Annotated in this window: 17 protein-coding genes; 12 read left to right on the plus strand and 5 right to left on the minus strand. The window is 62.9% G+C overall.

From position 1 onward, the window contains the following. Positions 1-34: 34 nt before the first annotated feature. From alaC to ACIQYU_RS01250, 8 genes are all read left to right on the plus strand, one after another. Positions 35-1,243, plus strand: a complete 1,209-nt coding sequence (gene alaC / locus ACIQYU_RS01215) for an alanine transaminase (RefSeq protein WP_087503060.1) — start codon at positions 35-37, stop codon at positions 1,241-1,243. A gap of 215 nt (positions 1,244-1,458) precedes the next feature. Beyond that, complete coding sequence (locus ACIQYU_RS01220) at positions 1,459-2,586, plus strand: hypothetical protein (protein WP_233687281.1); 1,128 nt, start codon at positions 1,459-1,461, stop codon at positions 2,584-2,586. Positions 2,587-2,745: 159 nt separating this feature from the next. Then, on the plus strand, positions 2,746-3,129 hold the full coding sequence (locus tag ACIQYU_RS01225) for a YkgJ family cysteine cluster protein (protein WP_233687280.1): 384 nt from the start codon (positions 2,746-2,748) through the stop codon (positions 3,127-3,129). Positions 3,130-3,564: 435 nt separating this feature from the next. Continuing rightward, the gene (locus ACIQYU_RS01230) at positions 3,565-3,816 is read left to right on the plus strand and encodes a DUF3077 domain-containing protein (RefSeq protein WP_233687279.1); all 252 of its coding nucleotides are present in this window, start codon (positions 3,565-3,567) and stop codon (positions 3,814-3,816) included. A 425-nt stretch (positions 3,817-4,241) separates the two neighbouring features. Continuing rightward, the gene (locus ACIQYU_RS01235) at positions 4,242-4,697 is read left to right on the plus strand and encodes an REP-associated tyrosine transposase (RefSeq protein ID WP_233687278.1); all 456 of its coding nucleotides are present in this window, start codon (positions 4,242-4,244) and stop codon (positions 4,695-4,697) included. A gap of 389 nt (positions 4,698-5,086) precedes the next feature. Continuing rightward, entirely contained in the window at positions 5,087-5,650 is a 564-nt protein-coding gene (locus tag ACIQYU_RS01240) for a GNAT family N-acetyltransferase (RefSeq protein ID WP_012270565.1), read from the plus strand. 12 nt (positions 5,651-5,662) lie between these two features. Continuing rightward, positions 5,663-6,202 carry a hypothetical protein gene (locus ACIQYU_RS01245; protein ID WP_207838035.1) on the plus strand — a complete coding sequence of 180 codons (540 nt, stop codon included), beginning with the start codon at positions 5,663-5,665 and terminating at the stop codon, positions 6,200-6,202. A gap of 20 nt (positions 6,203-6,222) precedes the next feature. Next, positions 6,223-6,609, plus strand: coding sequence for a lysozyme inhibitor LprI family protein (locus ACIQYU_RS01250; protein WP_207838037.1), 387 nt, complete (start codon positions 6,223-6,225; stop codon positions 6,607-6,609). A 134-nt stretch (positions 6,610-6,743) separates the two neighbouring features. Here the strand turns inward: ACIQYU_RS01250 and mnmH are convergent, their stop codons facing one another. Continuing rightward, positions 6,744-7,856 (minus strand): tRNA 2-selenouridine(34) synthase MnmH, encoded by a 1,113-nt coding sequence (mnmH, locus tag ACIQYU_RS01255; protein ID WP_233687277.1) that lies wholly within the window; start codon positions 7,854-7,856, stop codon positions 6,744-6,746. Beyond that, on the minus strand, positions 7,856-8,890 hold the full coding sequence (selD, locus tag ACIQYU_RS01260) for a selenide, water dikinase SelD (protein ID WP_207838039.1): 1,035 nt from the start codon (positions 8,888-8,890) through the stop codon (positions 7,856-7,858). Before selD ends, mnmH begins: the two co-directional genes overlap by 1 nt. Positions 8,891-9,024: 134 nt before the next feature. Between selD and ACIQYU_RS01265 the strand changes: the two genes are divergently transcribed. From ACIQYU_RS01265 to phnE, 4 genes are read left to right on the plus strand one after another with little or no spacing between them, the layout of a single operon-like run. Next, positions 9,025-9,879, plus strand: a complete 855-nt coding sequence (locus ACIQYU_RS01265) for a putative selenate ABC transporter substrate-binding protein (RefSeq protein WP_207838041.1) — start codon at positions 9,025-9,027, stop codon at positions 9,877-9,879. A gap of 20 nt (positions 9,880-9,899) precedes the next feature. Next, positions 9,900-10,694, plus strand: a complete 795-nt coding sequence (locus ACIQYU_RS01270; protein WP_063911746.1) for a phosphonate ABC transporter ATP-binding protein — start codon at positions 9,900-9,902, stop codon at positions 10,692-10,694. Then, positions 10,688-11,515, plus strand: coding sequence for an ABC transporter permease (locus ACIQYU_RS01275; RefSeq protein ID WP_233687276.1), 828 nt, complete (start codon positions 10,688-10,690; stop codon positions 11,513-11,515). The genes ACIQYU_RS01270 and ACIQYU_RS01275 overlap by 7 nt, the downstream gene beginning before the upstream one ends. Further along, on the plus strand, positions 11,512-12,279 hold the full coding sequence (gene phnE / locus ACIQYU_RS01280) for a phosphonate ABC transporter, permease protein PhnE (protein ID WP_207838043.1): 768 nt from the start codon (positions 11,512-11,514) through the stop codon (positions 12,277-12,279). The genes ACIQYU_RS01275 and phnE overlap by 4 nt, the downstream gene beginning before the upstream one ends. A 36-nt stretch (positions 12,280-12,315) precedes the next feature. On the opposite strand, the gene ACIQYU_RS01285 is transcribed toward phnE, so the two are convergent. The 3 genes from ACIQYU_RS01285 to ACIQYU_RS01295 all read right to left on the minus strand — a co-directional run bounded on the left by ACIQYU_RS01285 (position 12,316) and on the right by ACIQYU_RS01295 (position 15,066). Next, a complete protein-coding gene (locus tag ACIQYU_RS01285; protein WP_233687275.1) occupies positions 12,316-13,209 on the minus strand; it encodes a bestrophin family protein in 894 nt (297 codons plus the stop codon). A 123-nt stretch (positions 13,210-13,332) separates the two neighbouring features. Next, a complete protein-coding gene (locus tag ACIQYU_RS01290) occupies positions 13,333-13,821 on the minus strand; it encodes a GNAT family N-acetyltransferase (protein WP_233687274.1) in 489 nt (162 codons plus the stop codon). 135 nt (positions 13,822-13,956) lie between these two features. Next, positions 13,957-15,066 (minus strand): GlxA family transcriptional regulator, encoded by a 1,110-nt coding sequence (locus ACIQYU_RS01295; protein ID WP_207838047.1) that lies wholly within the window; start codon positions 15,064-15,066, stop codon positions 13,957-13,959. Positions 15,067-15,105: the final 39 nt, after the last annotated feature.

Raw genomic sequence — 15,105 nt, forward strand, 5'->3', positions numbered from 1 at the left:
ACGGTTCCGGGCGCTTACGTACTCAGAGGAAGCCATGGCCAACCCAGGTTCGCCGCGCCGCTTTGCGCGCATCGATCGTCTCCCCCCTTACGTCTTCAACATCACTGCCGAGCTCAAGATGGCTGCCCGCCGCCGTGGCGAGGACATCATCGACCTGAGCATGGGCAACCCCGATGGCGCCACCCCGCCGCACATCGTCGAGAAACTGGTGCAGGTCGCCCAGCGTGAAGACACCCACGGCTATTCCACCTCTCGCGGTATCCCACGCCTGCGTCGGGCCATATCCAACTGGTACAAGGAACGCTACGAGGTCGACATCGACCCGGAAAGCGAAGCCATCGTCACCATCGGCTCGAAGGAAGGCCTGGCGCACCTGATGCTGGCCACCCTTGACCAGGGCGACACGGTGCTGGTGCCCAACCCCAGCTACCCGATCCATATCTACGGGGCAGTGATCGCCGGTGCCCAGGTGCGATCGGTGCCGCTGGTGCCGGGTGTGGACTTCTTCAACGAACTCGAGCGGGCCATCCGCGAGTCGATTCCCAAGCCGAAGATGATGATCCTCGGCTTCCCGTCCAACCCCACCGCCCAGTGCGTGGAGCTGGACTTCTTCGAGCGCGTGGTGGCTTTGGCCAAGCAGTACAACGTGCTGGTGGTACATGACCTGGCCTATGCCGACATCGTCTACGACGGCTGGAAAGCCCCGTCGATCATGCAGGTGCCGGGGGCCAAGGACATCGCGGTGGAGTTCTTCACCCTGTCCAAGAGCTACAACATGGCCGGCTGGCGGATCGGCTTCATGGTCGGCAACCCCGAGCTGGTCAGCGCCCTGGCGCGGATCAAGAGCTACCACGACTACGGCACCTTCACCCCGCTGCAGGTGGCTGCCATTGCCGCACTGGAAGGCGATCAGCAGTGCGTGCGCGACATTGCCGAGCAATACCGCCAGCGCCGCAACCTGCTGGTGAAAGGGCTGCACGAGCTGGGCTGGATGGTCGAGAACCCCAAGGCCTCGATGTACGTATGGGCGAAGATCCCGCCGGAGTATGCGCACCTGGGCTCGCTGGAGTTTTCCAAGAAGCTGCTGGCCGAGGCCAAGGTATGCGTGTCGCCGGGGATCGGCTTTGGTGATTATGGTGATGACCATGTTCGCTTTGCCCTGATCGAGAACCAGGACCGTATTCGCCAGGCGATTCGCGGGATCCGGCAGATGTTCCGGGCTGATGGTTTGACCCGCAAGTAAGTTATTGGGGCCGCTTTGCGGCCCATCGCGACACAAGGCCGCTCCCACAGGTACAGCGCAGCATTTGAAAATTGCGGCGTAGCTGTGGGAGCGGCCTTGTGTCGCGAAAGGGCTGCAAAGCAGCCCCGACTGATACTAAGGCGAGTTTTCCACCTGCATCCCACTGATTTATCTACCTACCTTCAGCACTCATTTCTCACCACAGAGACCCACAAATGAGTGTCTTCACTGCCTATTTCTGCGGCACCGGTTCCCACCGCTTCGACGACGCCAACCCCAACTTCTGGAATGGCGAGCTGGTCTCGACCCTGGCCAGCAATGACCAGGGCCGCGAATTCGCCCACTGGATCGCCGTTGACGGCCCCGGCAGCGGCAACCTCCAGGACGACAACCTGTTCGTCGAGCCCGGCGGCTACTTCAACTGGACTGGCCAGTTGTTCGGCCGCGGCTGGGAAGAGAACGTCAACCATGTGCTGCAGGTGATCAAGGGTGAAAGCAGCTGGCAGCGCACCAAGCTGAGCGAAGAGGAGTACCAGCGCCTGAAGGACGCCGGCGTACCCATTCCGGATGTGTCTTCCACTGCCTCCTGGTTCTGGCGGACCTACGACTATGGTGAGCGCCATCCAACACCGCAGGAGTTGCAGGAGCGCATCATCAGCATGTTCCGCACGCCGCGCTTGCCGACCCAGGTGAACCTGGTGGGCTGGAGCAGGGGCGGGATCAGCTGCCACATGCTGGCTAACGCCATGGCGCAGGACCCTGTATTGCGGGACATACCCGTCAATATCTTCGCCATCGACCCGGTGCCGGGCATCGGCAACCTGCAAAGCCGGCGGGTAACCCTGGCGGGCAATGTTCGCGAGTACGTGGGTTTCTATTCGCGGGACGAGCGATCGAAAGGCTTTGCCTGTGTGATCCCCTCGGTCGAACCGGATACGCGGATCTGCATCTACCCCATGCCAGGCCGCCATGCCACCCTGGTGGGCAATGCCTCGGTCGACGGTGCGGGTGGCGGTGAGGTACTGGTGGAGCCAGGGTTGATCGTTCGCCATTTTGCCGAGGTCTGCCTGACCCGCTGGGGTGTGGGGCTGGACAAGCGCCTGTGCCTGAGCGACAACCAGTTGATGCAATACCACAGGGTCATGGCTGCTGCCGAAGAGCAGTACAAGGCCATGCGCAGCGAGTCGTATACCGTACTGACCGAGGGCGAAAAGGACGACCGGCTGGTGCATTGCGGCGAGGCTCGCACACACTTCAGCAAGGTGTGTGGTGATGGCTATGACCCGACCGAAGGCCTTGGCTTGCAGCGCTGGGATGTCACTTCCTACAAGGCATTACGCTAACTTGAACGGGCGGCCGGCGAAGGCGCTGGTCGTCCATGCTCAATTGCCGGATCAGCGGCAAATATTTTTGCATTCCCCCTCTATCCAGGCGCCCCGGCTTGGATTGAAAATGGCGCTGCGGGCCAGCCCCGATAACAACAACCTTCCCTCCGTGCCATCATGTCCGAATACAACCCTTGCCTTGACTGCGGCGCCTGCTGCGGGTACTTCCGTGTGTCCTTTTTCTGGGGCGAATGCCAGTCTGCCGGGGGCCTTGTGCCGGACGACCTGGTGGTACAGATCAACCCCACCCGTGTTGCCATGATCGGCACCGATGCCAAACCCTGCCGTTGCGTCAGCCTGCAGGGCGAGATCGGCCAGGAGGTGGCTTGCACCATCTACGCCAACCGTTCCAGCCCCTGCCGCGAGTTCGAGGCGTCGTGGGTGGGTGGGGTGCATAACCCCAGCTGCGACGATGCGCGGGCGGCGTATGGCCTGCCACCGCTGACCCCGCCGGGGGCCAATGAGCCGCATTGGCCGGATGATGGGGCTGAGGTGGCCTGATTCTTCCAAGGTTGCCTGTGCCGGCCTCTTCGCGGGCACGCCCGCTCCCACAGGACTGCACAGGATTCAGATACTGTGCGGTCCCTGTGGGAGCGGGCGTGCCCGCGAAGAGGCCATCAGCTGTAAGAAGAATCTGAACCTGAAACCAAATGCTTCAGGTGGCCGGGCATTGGGAATTATCCTACGAGCTCAGTCGGATGCCGTCTGATAGGCAGGGAAATACCACAGCGTTAACTTCGCCGTTCGCCCAGAAGGCGAGCGAGTGTGAGAACTCGTCGTTGGTAGTCCCTTGTCAGCTTATGGCAGCTGTGCGCGTGCAGGCTTCGGCCTGACCGTGGTGACTCCAACACGGGCTTCTCACCTCGCGTACGGCTGCCGCCCAAATCTGTGAGAAGGATCGAGGTGGTTGCCTCCAGCACACATTTGGAGTTCATCATGATCAATCACCTCAAATCCCACACCACCGCCGGCGTGGAGAAATTTCTCGAGCTGTACCGGGTAGAACCGGGCGTACCGCTTGACCTGGCATTCGATGAATTGTCGGTCCTGATCGGCTGCATCAAGCATCTGAACGAAGAGGCCGAGATGGAGGGCGACAAGATCGCCGGCAGCGCTGCGCGGATTCTCAGTGCCATGGCCAAGGCGCTGATCAATGATATGGAAGTGGGGTTGAGTCGTGGAGATTGAGCAATGGCCTGGTGTGCATGTCGGGCGGGCCAGTAGCGGCTGACAGGTGCATGCCGGAAGGATTGCGGTGGTTTTGAAATCGAGCGCCGCCCGCGCGGCGCATCGCGAGCGAAGCTCGCTCCTACATCTGTTTCGGGCCAGTTATGCCTGTGAAGGGCGCGCGCGGGCCCTTGGCGCATGACGCAATATTGCCTTGGAAAAACAAGGCGGTCGCGCGCATTGGCACAGGTTGTATTGGCCCGAAACAAATGTAGGAGCGAGCTTCGCTCGCGATGCGCCGCGCGGGCGGCGCTCGATTTGCGCACCGTCGCAGAACTCAAGCCAAGCCCTTGGGTGGCCAACTTACACCCTGTAACCCTAAACCTCTTCACGCTCTCCAGCCCATCGCTATCCTGCCCGGAACATGTCTGCTCAAGGATGACCACATGCCTAACCCTCATGGCTGTTTACTCCGCCGCGGAAGGTGTTCAGAGCCTGGCCGGCTCTACATGCTGACCTCAGTCACCTACCGCCGTCGCCCATTGTTCCTTAACCTGAAATTTGCACGGTTGGTGATTCAAAACCTTCGCAGAGCAGATCAGGAGCATCATTGCCGGTCGTTGGCCTGGGTCGTGATGCCTGACCATGTGCATTGGCTGGTTGAGTTGAAAGACGTAACGCTGGGGACGTTGATGCAACGTTTCAAATCCCGATCCGGTCATGCTTTGCGCAAAGCTGGAGCAAGGGTGGTACCGATCTGGCAGGCGGGTTATCACGACCGGGCTTTGCGTCATGATGACGATGTGGTCAAGGTTGCCAGATATATTATTGCCAATCCGTTAAGGGCTGGCTTGGTCACCAGGGTAGGCGATTATCCGCATTGGGATGCGGTCTGGTTGTGAGTGAATGACCGTGCGGGCGCATGCCGACAGTTTTGCGGTGGTTTTGAAATCGAGCGCCGCCCGCGCGGCGCATCGCGAGCGAAGCTCGCTCCTACATTTGTTTCGGGCCAGTGCAGCCAGTGCCAGCGTGCGCGACCGCCCTGTTTATACGACACGATTTCGCGCCTTGCGCCAAGGGGCGCGCGCGCCTTACCAGGAATAATTGGCCCGAAACAGATGTAGGAGCGAGCTTCGCTCGCGATGCGCCGCGCGGGCGGCGCTCGATCTTCGCATCACCACAAAACTCAAGACAAACACCCCTCAAACACACACCGACCCCAAGACCTGCCCCACCCCACCCCACATGAAGTTAAACTGTCATCTCCCCAGCAATGGACAGGAGATCCGGCGTGACCCCACCCCGCAGTTTCCCCAGTGACCTCTGCCTCGACAGCCCGCGTCTGCAATTGCGCCCCATGCGCCATGCCGATGCCGCGCAATGGCTGGCGATCATGGCCGACCCCGAGGTCATGCGCTATTGGCATCATGCCCCCTGGCAAGACCTGGCCGAAGCCGAAAGCGCCCTGGCCGCCGACCGCGAAGCCTATGCCAATGGCGACCAGCTCAAGCTTGGCATGTATCGCCGTGACAACGGCGAACTGATCGGCATGGTCCAGTTGTTCAACATCGACGATGTATCCCGCCGTGGTGAAATCGGCTACTGCCTGGCCAGCGCGGTGCAGGGCAGGGGCTACATGGACGAAGCACTGACCTGCTTCATCGACTACCTCGCCCACACCTTGCACATGCGCCGTCTGGAAGGCGAGATCGACCCGCGTAACCAAGGGTCGGCGCGTACCCTGGAGCGCCAGGGTTTTGTGCTGGAAGGTACCTTGCGTGCGCGTTGGTGCGTTGCCGGCGAGTTGTCCGATTCGGGTATTTATGGCCTTCTGCTTGAGCCCCCGGTTGCCTAGGAAATAAATCTTTTGCCAGTTTTCTACCTGAGCGTCAGCCTGCTGCTTTACCTGCTCGCATTGTTCTTCGATGGCGCGCTGATGAGCGGCGACCGCCACATGCCGGCCCTGCAAATGCTGTTGTACGGTCCCTGGGGCGTGCCCTTCGGCTTGTACCAATGGTTTGCCAACCCGCTACTGGCCTTGGCGATCCTTGCCCATCGACGCTTTCGCCGGCTGGCATTGCTGCTCGGGCTGGTGGCTGCGTACCTGGCGGCCAGCAGTTTCGGCATTGACCGCTTGCCGGACAACCAGAGCTATGAGTTTCATGACCTGACCGGTTTTGGTGTCGGTTTCTACCTGTGGCTGGCGGCGATGGTGGTGTTTTGCGTGGGGCAGGCCTGGCATTGCTGGAGGGCACGCAGTGCCGACGACATGCCGGGCTGGAGCTGGCTGGATGTGCTGTTGATCGCGGCGCTTGGCATGGCGCTGTATGCGGCGACGCAGATGCCGTCGCTGCGCTTCGAGCCGGGCAAGGTGCTGATGCCGCCGGAACAGCCGCAGACGCTTTGAAATCCACAAGGAGGGGTTGCATGAGCAAGCATTACCTGACGGGCCTGGCATTGGCCTGTGTGCTGCCGTTGGCCATGGCGGAGGACTACACGCCGGGATACGGGCAGTGCATGGACAAGGCATCCACTACCGTGGCCATGAGCGAATGCATTCAGGCCGAGACGCAGTTGCAGGACCAGCGCCTGAACCGGGTGTACAAGCAATTGATGGGCAAGCTGGATGCCGGGCAGCAGAAGAGCCTGCGGGATGTGCAGCGCAAGTGGCTTGCCTATCGCGATGGCAATTGTCAGTTCCATGTACAAGCCAGTGGCGGGACCATGGCGCAGCTGGAAGGTGGGGCCTGTGTGATGGACATGACCCGCGACCGGGCGGCGGAGCTGGAGCGGGTGCTTAGTCCGGGGCAGTAGGGCTGTCTATACGGGCCTCTTCGCGGGTAAACCCGCTCCCACAGGTATTTCGCAAGCTTTGAGATCACGCTGTACCTGTGGGAGCGGGTTTACCCGCGAACACCGGCAACGCCGGTGCCATCCACCGCACGTTTCTACTTGCGCGGCTCGCGTAGCGCCCGGGCCTTGAGGTACTCGCGCACTTCCACGGCATCCCCGGCAAACTCGATACGTTCAGCCTTGGCCGCGCGCTGGTAGGCATACATCGGGTCGTAATACTCGCTCAGCAAGCCTTCGATGAAGACCCGGTGCAACTCCACCGAACCGCTGCGCTGCTGTTCTTCCAGCGCCTGGCGCAAGATTTCCGATAGCCGCTGATAGCGCTCGCCGCCGAGGCGCTTGTGGATCCTGCCCATGCTCTGCAGCAGCCCCTCGGCAAACAGTCGGCGGCCCTCTTCTTCACCATGCAGGCTGACGAACTCGGCGCTCAGGTTGATCACGTAATCGCGCAGGATACGCTCCACGCGGTTGGCCAAACTGTCTTCCAGCCACACCAGCGGGTATTGCTGCATGCCTTGGTACAGCTCCAGCGGTACGGTGCAGCTGCCCACGATACGGCCTTCGTCTTCCAGTACGAACCGCTCGATACCCCGGGCGCGTTTCTTCAATATGTCTATGGCCAGCCGGTTCTCGAAGTCGATCTGCGCCGGCTGCGCTGTGGCGCGCTTGCCAAAGCTGGAACCCCGATGGTTGGCGTAGCCCTCCAGGTCCAGCTCATTGTCCAGCTGGTGCAGCACATCGGTCTTGCCGGTGCCGGTCAGGCCGCCCACCAGCACGAAATCACATTGCGAGACCGCCTGTTGGGTCGTCTCCAGCAGAAAATGGCGCATGGCCTTGTAGCCGCCTTCGACGAGCGGGTAGTCAATGCCCGCCTCATCGCGCAGCAATGCCTGCACAAGATGCGAGCGCAGACCGCCACGGAAGCAGTACAGGTAGCCTTCAGGATGCGCCTTGGCGAACGCGACCCAAGCCTCCAGCCGAGCCTGCTTGGTCGCACCGCTGACCAACTGATGGCCCAAAGTGATGGCTGCAGCCTGGCCTTTCTGCTTATAGCAGGTGCCGACCTTTTGCCGCTCCTGGTCGTTCATCAGCGGCAGGTTGACGGCACCGGGAAAGGCGCCCTTGGCAAATTCGACAGGCGCGCGCATGTCCATCATCGGCACGTCGTCGAGGAACAGCTGGCGGAAATCGGTGCAGTCGGGGCGCATCAGATCACCTCGACCGCGTGGCTCTGTCGCTCGACCAGCTTGCCTATCGGCGCCAGTTGCAGGCCCAGTTCGGCGGCCACCGCCAGGAACTCGGCTTCACCTTCCGGGGTAACGGCCACCAGCAGGCCGCCGCTGGTCTGCGGGTCGCACAGCAGGTGCTTCTGGTCGTCGCTCAGGGCACCGATCTTGTGCCCGTAGCTGTCGAAGTTGCGCAGGGTGCCGCCGGGGATGCAGCCCTCGGCCAGATAGTGGTCGACGCTGGGCAGGCGCGGTACGGCGGCGTAGTCCAGGTGCGCGGTAAGGCCGCTGCCTTCGGCCAGTTCCACCAGGTGGCCGAGCAGGCCGAAACCGGTGACGTCGGTCATGGCCTTGACCCCGTCCAGCTTGCCGAAGCGGCTGCCGGGGGTGTTGAGGGTGCACATCCAGTCGCGGGCCAGGCCCTGGTCCTGCGCGCGCAGCTTGGCCTTTTTTTCGGCGGTGGTCAGGATGCCGATGCCCAGCGGCTTGGTCAGGTACAGGCGGCAGCCTGCGCTGGCGGTGTCGTTGCGTTTGAGGTGGCGTTTGCTGACCACGCCGGTGACGGCCAGGCCGAAGATCGGCTCGGGGGCGTCGATGGAGTGGCCGCCGGCCAGCGGGATGCCGGCTTCGGCGCACACCGCACGGCCACCGCGGATCACTTCGCGGGCCACTTCCGGCGGCAGCACGTTGACCGGCCAGCCGAGGATGGCAATAGCCATCAGCGGGTCGCCGCCCATGGCGTAGATGTCGCTGATGGCGTTGGTGGCGGCGATGCGGCCGAAGTCGTACGGGTCATCGACGATCGGCATGAAGAAGTCGGTGGTCGAGACCACGCCGCGCTCGTCGTCCAGCGCGTACACGGCAGCGTCGTCGCGCGAGGCATTGCCCACCCACAGTTTCGGGTCCAGGGCCTGGGCGCCACTTTCGGCGAGGATCACATCCAGCACCTTGGGGGAGATCTTGCAGCCACAGCCGGCACCATGGCTGTACTGGGTCAGGCGAATCGGCTCGCTCATGCGTACCTCGGCAGGTCAATTTATTGCGCGATTGTAGCAAAGCTGGCCTTTGAGCCAGCGCCTCTTATAATTCCTGAATTCCCGTTGTCGGCGCATAGGCCGGCCCTTCCCCGCTATTGAACCGGAGAACTCCCATGCTCAAACGCCCTCTGGCGCTCGCCGCCGGCCTCGTGCTGTCCTGCTGTGCCGTTGTCGCCCAGGCTGCTGACACCCTGCGGGTCAGCGCCATCCCTGACGAAGCACCGACCGAATTGCAGCGCAAGTTCAAGCCGCTGGGCGAGTACCTGGCCAAGCAGTTGGGCATGGAGGTGAAGTTCGTACCGGTTGCCGACTACCCGGCAGTGGTCGAGTCGCTGGCCTCCGATCGCCTCGACCTGGCCTGGCTGGGCGGCTTCACCTTCGTCCAGGTGCACCTGAAGGACCCGACCGCAACGCCGCTGGTGCAGCGTGAGCAGGATGCGCAGTTCACCTCCAAGTTCATCACCGCCAACCCCGATGTGAAGAGCCTGGCCGACCTCAAGGGCAAGTCGTTCGCCTTCGGTTCCATCTCGTCCACCTCGGGCAGCCTGATGCCGCGTTACTTCATGCTCAAGCAGGACAACATCAAGCCTGAAGACTACTTCGGCCGTGTTGCCTACTCCGGCGCCCACGACGCCACCGTGGCCTGGGTGCAGGCCGGCAAGGTCGATGGCGGCGTGCTCAACGCCAGCGTCTGGCAGAAGCTGGTGGATGCCGGCAAGGTCGATACCACCAAGGTGAAGGTGTTCGCTACCACCCCGACCTACTTCGACTACAACTGGACCGTGCGCGGCAACATGGACCCGGCGCTGAAAGCGAAGATCAAGAAAGCCTTCCTCGACCTCGACCCGGCCAACCCGGAGCACAAGGCGATCCTCGACCTGCAGGCCGCCAGCCGCTTCATCGAGACCAAGCCTGAGAACTACGTGGGCACCGAGCAGGCTGCACGCGAGGCCGGCCTGCTCAAGTGACATCTCCAGTGGCTTCCAACGTGGCTATTCATCTGCACGGGGCCGGGCTGCGCCATGGCCAGGTGCGTGCGCTTGACGCAGTGAGCCTGCGCATCGGTGAAGGCGAGCGCGTCGCCATCATCGGGCCTTCGGGGGCGGGCAAGTCCAGCTTGCTGCACCTGATGGCGACCGCCATCCAGCCCAGCAGCGGGCGCCTGGAGCTGCTCGGCGAGCAGCCTTGGGCATTGTCTGCCAGGGCCCGCCAGCGCCTGCGTGCGCGGGTCGGCCTGGTGCACCAGGCGCCGCCTTTGCCGCCGCGCCAGCGGGTGGTGACGGCGGTGCTGGCCGGCCGCCTGGGGCAGTGGGGCATGCTGCGAGGCTTGCTCAACCTGCTGTACCCCAGCGATGTGCCGGGGGCGCGCCAGGTACTGGCCGAGCTGGGCCTGGCCGACAAACTGTTCGTGCAGTGCGGGCAATTGTCCGGTGGCCAGTTGCAGCGGGTGGGTATTGCCCGGGCGCTTTACCAGCGGCCGCAGGTGCTGTTGACCGACGAGCCGGTGTCGGCCATGGACCCGGTGCTGGCCGACCATAGCCTGGCCTTGCTCAACCGCCACGCCCAGGCCAATGGCGTGACCCTGGTGGCGAGCCTGCATGCCGTGGACCTGGCGCTGGCGCACTTCCCGCGGGTAATTGGTATCCGCGAAGGGCAAGTGGTGTTCGACTGCCCGGCGCAAGCGGTGACCGAACAGTTGCTGGATGCGCTGTACGCCAACGAACAACTGGCTTCACCGCCAAGCCAGGGGCCGACCCTGACCGTGCAGATTCCGCGATGCTGAAGCTTGATGCCCGCGACCCGGCGCTGCTGCCGCGGTTGCTGCTGACCCTGCTGGCGGTGGCAGTGCTGTGGCCTGGCGTCCGGTTGAGCGAACTGAACCCCGGGGTACTGCTGCAGGCGCAGAACCGCCAGCAGATCGCCAGTTTCACCAGTGCCTTCTGGCCGCCAGCACACGATGCCGACTTCCTTTCGCTGCTGTATGACGCCACCTTGCAGACCCTGGCCGTGGCCACGGCCGGCATGGCGTTGGCGTTGCTGCTGGCGGTTCCTGCCGGCCTGCTGGCCAGCCGTGCCCTGTCGTTGCGCGCCGCCTCCCATGGTGGTCGCGCAGGGGTGTGGTCGCGCCTGCTGCGCCTGCCGGTGCGCTGGTTGCTGATTTTCCTGCGCAGTGTGCCGGAAATCGTCTGGGCGTTGCTGTTCGTGCGGGCCGTGGGGCTGGGGCCGACGGCGGGCGTGCTGGCCATCGCCATCACCTACAGCGGCATGCTCGGCAAGGTCTATGCCGAGATCTTCGAGTCGGTCGACCAGCGCCCGGCCCATGCCTTGCTGCAGGCGGGTAGTGGCCGCCTGGCTGCGTTTCTCTACGGCATCCTGCCCAGTGCAGTGTCCGAGGTGGTGTCCTACACCGTGTACCGCTGGGAGTGCGCAGTACGCGCCTCGGTGGTGATGGGCTTTGTCGGTGCTGGCGGGCTGGGGCAGCAGATCGACCTGTCGATGCGCATGTTCGCGGGTGCGGAAGTGGCGAGCATGCTGCTGACGTTCCTGGTCCTGGTGATGCTGGCCGACCTGCTCAGTCGCTTCCTGCGCTGGAGGCTGGCATGAACCGGGTGATCAACTTGCTGGTGCTAGGCGCCATCGTTGCTGCTGTGATGGCCTCGTTCGCCTACCTGGAGCTGGACTTGCAGGCGCTGGTCGGCAACGGCGGGCCGGGGCAGATGGGGGAATATGCCGGGCGCTTCCTGCACCCGGACCTGTCTGCCGGGCACCTGCGCGCGGTTGCGCACGGGGCGCTGGAAACCCTGGCCATGTCAGGCCTGGGCACCCTGTTGGCCATGGTGCTGGGCATGCTGTTGGCGCTGCCGGCTGCTGGCCGGTTCGGTTGGCCGTTGCAGGCCTGCGCACGGCTGCTGCTGAATGCCCTGCGGGCCATCCCGGAACTGGTGTGGGCCGCGCTGACGGTGCTGGCAGCCGGGCTTGGGCCGAATGCCGGTACCCTGGCCTTGGCGCTGCATACCGCTGGCGTGCTGGGGCGGTTGTTTGCCGAAGCGCTGGAGAACGCACCGCCGGAGCCGGCGGCGGCCATCCGCTTGCAGGGCGGCAGCCAGGTAGCGGCATTCTGCTTTGGCACCTTGCCCAATCTGTGGCCGCAGCTGTTGGCTTACAGCCTGTATCGCTGGGAGAACAACATCCGCATGGCCAGCGTGCTGGGGTTTGTCGGGGCTGGCGGGTTGGGGCAGATGCTGTACACCACCTTGAGCCTGTTCCAGGAGGCCCAGGCCAGCACGGTGATCATGGGGATGCTGGTGCTGGTGTTGTTGGTGGATGCATTGAGTGATGTGTTGCGCCAGCGCTATGTGCGGGCCTGATCGATAGCCGGGGCCGCAACGCGGCCCCAAAATCGATCAGGCACCACCAACTTCGGCACACTGCGCCTCCCGCTGCATCGACTCCAGGTTCCGCTCGATCGTCTCGCAAATGCTGTCCATCTGGATCTGGTGCTCACTGAACCTGAACGGGCTCTGCAAATCCGTCCCGATCCGCTCGATGGCCAGCAGCATGAAGCCCACCACTGTCGAAGCCAGCGGTGTGAACCAGCCCAGCGACTCCACCAGCCCCACCGGCACGATCAGGCAGAACAGGGTGATGAACAGCCGCGGAAAGTACACATAAGGGTAGGGCAGCGGCGTATTGGCGATCCGCTCCATGCCACCCTGGGCATTGGACAGGTCTACCAGCGTCGATTCCAGCCTTGCCAGGCGAATGCTGTCCAGCCGCCCGGCCTGGTACTCCCGCGCCAGCAACGCCGCCGAACCACTCAGAATGTCGTTGGCGAAGTTGTTCGAGCGGTTGCGCCGCTCGAATTCCGCCGGCGGAATGAACGCCATCAGTTCATCCGGGCAGCGCTCACCCTTCAAGTGCGCCGCCAGGCAGTTCACATAGGCGATATGCCGGCGCAACAGGGTAGCCTTGACCGGGTTGAGGCTATCATCCGGGTCATCGATCAGGGTCAGTGCCTGCCGCGCGAAGCTGCGCGAACTGTTGACCAGCGCCCCCCACAAGGTGCGCGCCTCCCACCAGCGGTTGTAGGCGCTGCTGTTGCGAAAGCTCACCAGCACCACCAGCGCCGAGCCCAGCAAGGTCAACGGGATCAGCGGCAGGGTGAACTTGCTGTTGAAGAACAGCATGAAATCGATGGTGACCAGCACATCCCAGATCAGCAGCCAGAACAGCGACCAGCCGATGTAGCCGATGGTTTTCACGGCCAGGCGGTACTTGCGGACAATGATGCCTTTCACGCGGGCTACCTCGAAAATTGGCAGATGCAGGATCCGACGTCGAGGCAGGGCGAAGGTTCGGTGTGTGATTGTTGCAAGGGATTTTGGATCTTCTCGCCCAGCCCCATGCAGTGCCTCGCTGACTCAGCCGGGTTGGATCAACACCTGTTTCATCTGCACCAATGCCACCCGCGAGCCATCCCACGCTTGCCGTTCCTCGATGCCGAACGGCACGAAGCCCAGCTGTGGATAAAGCAGCAGGCCCGCTGTGTTGTGGTTGAAGCACGACACCCATACCTCCCGCGCTGCGAACTGTTGGCGGGCCAGTTCGATCATGGCAGTGACCAGGTAGCGCGCTACGCCCTGGCCGCGTGCGGCCTGGGCCACGACCACGTTGCCCAGGGCGCACACGCCGCCGTGTTCGGCCTTGTAGAAGTTGGCGAATGCCAGCACCGTGCCGTTGCCTTCCACCACCGTGGAGCCGCTGCGCTGGGCGATGGCATCGTTCAGCTGGGCGGGGGAGAGCGGGTAGCTGGCTTTGGGGAACATGTAGAACAGTTCGGCCGGGCTTTGCGGGAAGCTGCAGATTCCAGGGATATCGTCGGGCCGTACGGGGCGGTGGGTCAGGTGCATGGCAAGTCCTTGTGTGCTGCTGGTCGGGCCACTTCGCGGGCAAGCCCGCTCCCCACAAGGGGCGGGGCAGTATCGGTGTGGGCGGGCGTGCCCGCGAAGTCATATTCTGCCCCGCCACGGGTCAATGCTCACTATTTATGAAACCACTTCCCCCTTGGTCGGGGTCGCGTTTCGCATCAGCTCTTTGCGCAATTTACCGGGGGACATGCCGAACAGGTTCTGGAAATGCCGAATGAAATGGGGAGCATCGGCAAAACCGCATTCGAAAGCGATTTCTCCGATATGTCGATCCGAGCTGATGAGCAGCCAGCGGCCAAACCTGAGTCGAACCTGGCGATAGAACTGGGCCGGGGTGCTACTGGTTTCGGCGACAAACAGCCGCTCCAGTTGCCGTTTACTGGTACCGACAAGGTTCGCGATCGCATCGATATCCAAAGGCTCGGTCATGTGCTTTTCCATCAGCATCACGGCTTCATGCAGGCGCCTGTTCGAAGAGCTGGCGTAGCCAAGTGCCTTGCGCCGATCGACGAAACTGCCAGAGCTGCTTTTCGCGACGGTCATCTGGTGCACGACCTTGCCGGCGCGATCCGGGCCGCAATGCATCCCGATAAGATGGATGGCCAACTCAATCACCGAGATGCCACCTGCGCAGGTGATCCGATCCTTGTCGATCAGGAAGTCACTGTTGCTGACAAAGCGCAATCGCGGGAACAGGCGTTTCCAGTCATCGCAATGGTAGGCATGCACGCAGGCAGTACGCCCCTCCATCAGGCCATGTCGCGCGAGCACGAAGCTGCCTGTGCATAGGCCGATCAATGGAACGTCAGCGGCGGCTGCCTGATGCAGGAATGCCGGATAAGTCTTCGGCGCTGCCTCCAGGTAATCCAGTAGCCCACCAATCACCACGATGTAATCAAATTGATGAGGGTCGGTGAGTTCACTGTCGATGGGTACATCAAGCCCGCAACTGGAAATGACTCTTTGCCCGGGGGTACCGAGGACTTTCCATTGGCATCGTATCGGGCGGCTCTGATCGCCCGTATCGGCAGCATGTCGCAACGCATCGGTCAGCCCCGAGAGTGACAGCAAGGGGAAGCGCGGCCATAGCACGATACCTATGGACAACTCGGTGGCGCCGCGTCGGCTTGGCGGATGTCGTGCCTGACCCTGGTCAAGCGCTTCCACGAGGCTTGCGCTGGAGGCGTTGGGCAGTGCATCTCCGAAATGTCGCAAATATTCAATCATTCCTGCAAACCATCCAACAAGTTATGCCGCTGATCACCA

The sequence above is a fragment of the Pseudomonas sp. NPDC096925 genome (assembly GCF_044762545.1).
GTDB lineage: Bacteria > Pseudomonadota > Gammaproteobacteria > Pseudomonadales > Pseudomonadaceae > Aquipseudomonas.